General features: G+C 77.1%; 1 protein-coding gene. It reads right to left on the bottom strand.

Annotated elements, in window-relative coordinates; all coding sequences use genetic code 11:
• Positions 1–5,027, bottom strand: a 5,027-nt coding sequence (locus VM95_RS43030; protein WP_045705569.1) for a type I polyketide synthase, incomplete at both ends; no start/stop codon positions are given.

Here is a 5,027-nt window from a genome sequence, read left to right as displayed (position 1 = left end):
CGAACAGCGCCGGCTGGACCACGTCCACCCGCTCGAACGACGGCGCACCCGCCTTGCCGCGCAGCACGTCCTCCAAGTTCCAGTCCACGAACTCGGCCAACGCCTCGCCACAGGCCGCGATCTCCGCCGCGAACACCGGCGCCGTGTCCAGCAGTTCGACGGCCATGCCGACCCACTGCGCGCCCTGGCCGGGGAACACGAACACCGGCTTGACGGCCGAGGAGGCCGCCCGTCCGGTGGCCGTGCGCTCGGTCACCTCGCCGACCGCGAAGGCGGCGAGCTCGGCGGCCAGGTCGTCCCGCTCGGCGGCGACCAGCACCGCCTGGTACTCCAGCCGGGCCCGGGTGGTCAGTTGGGAGTACCCGAGGTCGAGGACGGAGAGCCCGGGGTTCTCCAGCAGGTGCCGGCGCAGCCGCTCGGCCTGGGCGCGCAGCGCCGCCCCGGTCCGGGCGGAGAGCAGCACCGGCACGGCCGGGGCGGTCCGCGCCGCGGGCTCGACGGCCCGCAGGTCGGCGGGGGCCTCCTCGACGATGATGTGCGCGTTGGTGCCGCTGACGCCGAAGGACGACACGCCCGCCCGGCGCGGGCGCTCGCCCGCGGGCCACGGCCGGGCCTCGGTCAGCAGCTCGACCTCGCCGGTCTGCCACTCGATGTGCGGGGACGGCGCGTCGACGTGCAGCGTCTGCGGCAGCACCTCGTGGCGCATCGCCATGACCATCTTGATCAGGCCGGCGACGCCGGAGGCGCCCGAGGTGTGCCCGATGTTGGACTTGATCGAGCCGAGCCACAGCGGCTCGCCGTCGCGCTCCTGGCCGTAGGTGGCCAGCAGGGCGTGCGCCTCGATCGGGTCGCCGAGCACGGTGCCGGTGCCGTGGCCCTCGACGGCGTCCACCTCGCCCGCCGACAGCCCGGCGTTGGCGAGCGCCTGCCGGATCACCCGTTCCTGCGAGGGGCCGTTGGGCGCGGTGAGGCCGTTGCTGGCGCCGTCCTGGTTGACGGCCGTGCCGCGGATCAGGCCGAGGATGCGGCGGCCGTTGCGGCGCGCGTCCGACAGCCGCTCCAGCACGACCAGGCCGAGGCCGTCCGAGAAGCCGGTGCCGCTGGCGGAGGCCGCGTAGGCGCGGCAGCGGCCGTCGCCCGAGACGGCCTGCTGGCGGCTGAACTCGGTCATGATGACCGGCGTGGTCATGAAGGTCACGCCGCCGGCGAGGGCCAGCGAGCACTCGCCGCCCCGCAGCGCCTGCGCGGCGAGGTGCAGGGCGACGCCGGAGGAGGAGCAGGCCGTCTCCACCGAGAGGGCCGGGCCCTCCAGGCCGAGGGTGTAGGCGATCCGGCCGGAGGCGACGCTGGTCATGGTGCCGGTCAGCCGGTAGCCCTCGTACTCCTCGGGCACGTTGACCGAGTAGTCGGCGCCGGTGATGCCGACGAACACGCCGGTGTCGCTGCCGCGCAGCGAGGTCGGGTCGATGCCCGCGTGCTCCAGGGTCTCCCAGGAGGTCTCCAGCAGCAGGCGCTGCTGGGGGTCCATGGCGACGGCCTCGCGCGGGCTGATGCCGAAGAAGTCGGCGTCGAAGTCGCCGATGCCGTTGACGAAGCCGCCGGCGCGGGAGGTGCTGGTGCCGAGCTCGGCCGCGTCGCCGTAGAGCTTCGTCAGGTCCCAGCCGCGGTCGGTCGGGAACGGGCCGACCACGTCGCGGCCCTCGGCGACGACCCGCCACAGGTCCTCGGCGGAGGCGATGCCGCCGGGGTAGCGGCAGCCGATGCCGACGATGGCCAGCGGCTCGTCGACCGAGCCCTGCCGCTTCTGCGCGACCGGGGCGGCGGTGTCCGTGGTGCCGTCCGCCTGCGCGAGCAGCAGCCGGGCGACGGCCTGCGGCGTCGGGTGGTCGAACACGACGGTCGCGGGCAGCGGCACGCCGGTGCTCTGCGCCAGCCGGTTGCGCAGCTCGACGGCCATCACCGAGTCGAAGCCGAGCTCCTTGAACGCCCGGTCGCCGTCCACCTCGTCGGCGGAGTCGTGGCCGAGCACGGACGCGACCTGCGCCCGCACCAGGTCGAGCACCGCGCCCAGCCGCTCGGCCTCCGGCACCTCGGCCAGCCGCAGCGCCAGCGTGCGGCCGGAGGCCGAGCGCCGGGCCGGCACTCGGACGAGGCCGCGCAGCAGGGCGGGCAGCAGCCCGGCCCGGGCCTGCTCGCGCAGGACGGCCGGGTCCAGCTCGACCGGGGCCAGCAGCGGCTCGGCGGCGGCCAGGGCGCGGTCGAACAGGTCCAGGGCCGTCGCGGCGGTCAGCGGCCGGATACCGGCCTGGGCGACCAGCGCCGCGTCGGCCGAGCCGGCGTCGGCGGCGCCCCGGCCGTCCGCCCAGAAGCCCCAGGCGAGCGCGGTGCCGGGCAGGCCGGCCGCGCGGCGGGCGGCGGCGAGAGCGGTCAACGCCGCATCCGCGGCGGAGCGGGCGGCCTGGCCGGGGATGCCGGCCAGGCCCTCGAAGGCGGAGCAGAGCACGAACGCGGCCAGGTCCGCGCCGGCGGTCAGCTCGTGCAGGTGCCGGGCCGGCTCGACGGTGGCGCGCAGCACCGCCGCCAGGCGGTCGGGGCTCAGCGTCTCGACCAGGCCCGCCTCGGGCGCGCCGGCGGCGTGCACGACGGCGGTCAGCGGGTGCTCCAACCCGGCGACGACCGTGGCCAGTTGGTCCCGGTCGGCGAGGTCGCAGGGCGCGACGCGCAGCCGGTCGCCGAGCGGCGCCAGCTCGGCGGCCAGCGCGTCGGCGTGCTCCGGGGCGACGGCCAGCACCAGGTGCCGGGCGTCGTGGCGGGCGATCAGGTGCTCGGCGAAGCGGGCCCCGAAGTCGCCGGTGACCAGGACGGTGCCGTCCGGGTCGAGCTCCCGCGCGCCGTCCGCCGCGGCGGAGGCGGAGAGCCGGCTGAGGCGGGGAGCGAGCGCCTTGCCGGCGCGGACGGCCAGCTGCGGCTCGTCCGGGCCGAGCAGCGCGGCCCACTCCGGTTCGGCGCCGCCGTCCAGGTCCACCAGCAGGAAGCGGCCCGGGTGCTCGGACTGCGCGGCGCGCACCAGGCCCCACACCGCGGCCTGCGCGGCGTCGGGGGCCTCGCCGCCGACAGCGGCGGCCGCGCGGGTGGCCACGACCAGCGTCGCCGCGTCCAGCGGCCCGGCGGCCGTCCAGTCCCGCACCAGCGCCAGTGCCTCGGCCGGGGTGTCGAGCGCGGCCAGCACGGCCTGCGGGGCGGGCGCGCCCGCCGCGACGGCCTGCCGCAGCGCCGTCAGGTCGGCGTGCCGGTCGGACAGGCCCGGGGCGGCGTCGCCCAGCGCGGCCAGCCGGGCCGGCTTGGCCGCGGGGACCTGCACGGGCACCCAGTCCAGCCGGAACAGCGGGGCCGGGCCCCGGCGCGCACGCCCGAAGCGAGCCGGGTCGGCCGCCCGCACGGCGATCCGGTCCACGTGCACGACCGAGACGCCGTCCGCGTCGAACAGGTCCAGCCGCAACAGGCCCTCGCCCACCGGGGCGAGCCGCGCCCGCACCCGGGAGAAGCCCTCACCGGCCAGCCGCACGCCCGACCAGGACACCGCCGAGGACAGCGCCTCGGCGCCCGGCCGGTGGGTGACGTGCAGCGCCGACTCCAGCAGGGTCGGGTGAACGGCGAAGCTTCCGGGCTCGGCGCCGTCCGGCAGGCCGAGCTCGGCGAACACCTCGCCGCCGCTGCGCCACGCCGACTGCGCGCACTGCATCAACGGGCCGCAGTCCAGGCCGAGTTCGGCCAGCGACGCGTACAGCTCGTCGACCGACACCGGCTCGGCGCCGGCCGGCGGCCACTCGCCGCCCAGCCGGGCCGCCCGGCGGTCGGCGTCGACCGCCAGGCGGCCGCGGGCGTGGCAGACCGCCTCGGCGGCCTGGTCCTCGCCGGAGTCCGGCCGCGAGTAGACCGCCACCTCGCGGCGGCCCTCGGCGTCGGCCTGGCCGAGCGTCACCTGCACGCGGGCGGCGGCGTCTTCGCCGAACACCAGCGGGGCGTCCAGGCTCAGCTCCTCGACCACGGCGCAGCCGACGTGGCGGCCGGCCGACAGCACCAGCTCCACCAGCGCCGCGCCCGGCAGGGCGACCGTGCCGAACAGCGCGTGGTCGTTGGCCCACGGCTGCCCCTGCGCGGAGACCCGGCCGGTGAACACCCACTCGTCGCGGTCGCCGACCTGCACGGCCGCCGCCAGCACCGGGTGCTCCACCCGGCCGAGGCCGACCGCCGAGGCGTCGGCGAGGCCGGTGGCGTCCAGCCAGTAGTGCTTGCGCTGGAAGGCGTAGGTGGGCAGGTCGACGGCCCGGGCGCCGGTGAACGCCGCCTGCCAGTCGACCTTCACGCCGGCGGCGTGGGCCTGGCCCAGGGAGAGCAGGAAGCGCGGCAGGCCGCCCTCGTCCCGCTTCAGCGAACCCACCACCGAGACCCGGCCGTTGGCCTCGGCCGCCTCGACGGCGTCCTCCACGGCCATGGTCAGCACCGGGTGCGGGGACATCTCCAGGAAGCAGCCGGTGCCTTCGGCGATCAGCGTACGGATGGCGGGCTCGAAGCCGACCTGGCCGCGCAGGTTCCGGTACCAGTAGTCGGCGTCCATCGTGGCGGTGTCGAGGTAGCCGCCGACGACGGTGGAGTAGAACGGCACCCGGCCGGCGAGCGGGGCCACCGGGGCGAGGACCTTGCGGAGGTCGGCCTCGATGATCTCGACCTGCTGCGAGTGCGAGGCGTAGTCGACCTTGACCTTGCGGGCCCGGACGCCGTCGCGCTCACAGGCCTCGAACACCTCGTCCAGCGCGGCGACTTCACCCGCGACGACCACGGCGGCGGGGCCGTTGACGGCGGCGACGGAGAGACGGCCCGCGTACGGCTGGAGGAGTTCCTCGACGCGGTCGACGGGCAGGGCGACGGACATCATGCCGCCCAGGCCCGCGAGCTTGTCGCGCACCAACTGGCTGCGCACCGCGACGATCCGGGCCGCGTCGCGCAGCGACAGGCCGCCCGCGACG

This window comes from Streptomyces rubellomurinus (assembly GCF_000961885.1).
Classification (GTDB): Bacteria; Actinomycetota; Actinomycetes; order Streptomycetales; family Streptomycetaceae; genus Kitasatospora; species Kitasatospora rubellomurina.
The sequence above is the reverse complement of the archived record's forward strand: the minus strand, read 5'-3'. Positions and strand labels throughout refer to the sequence as shown.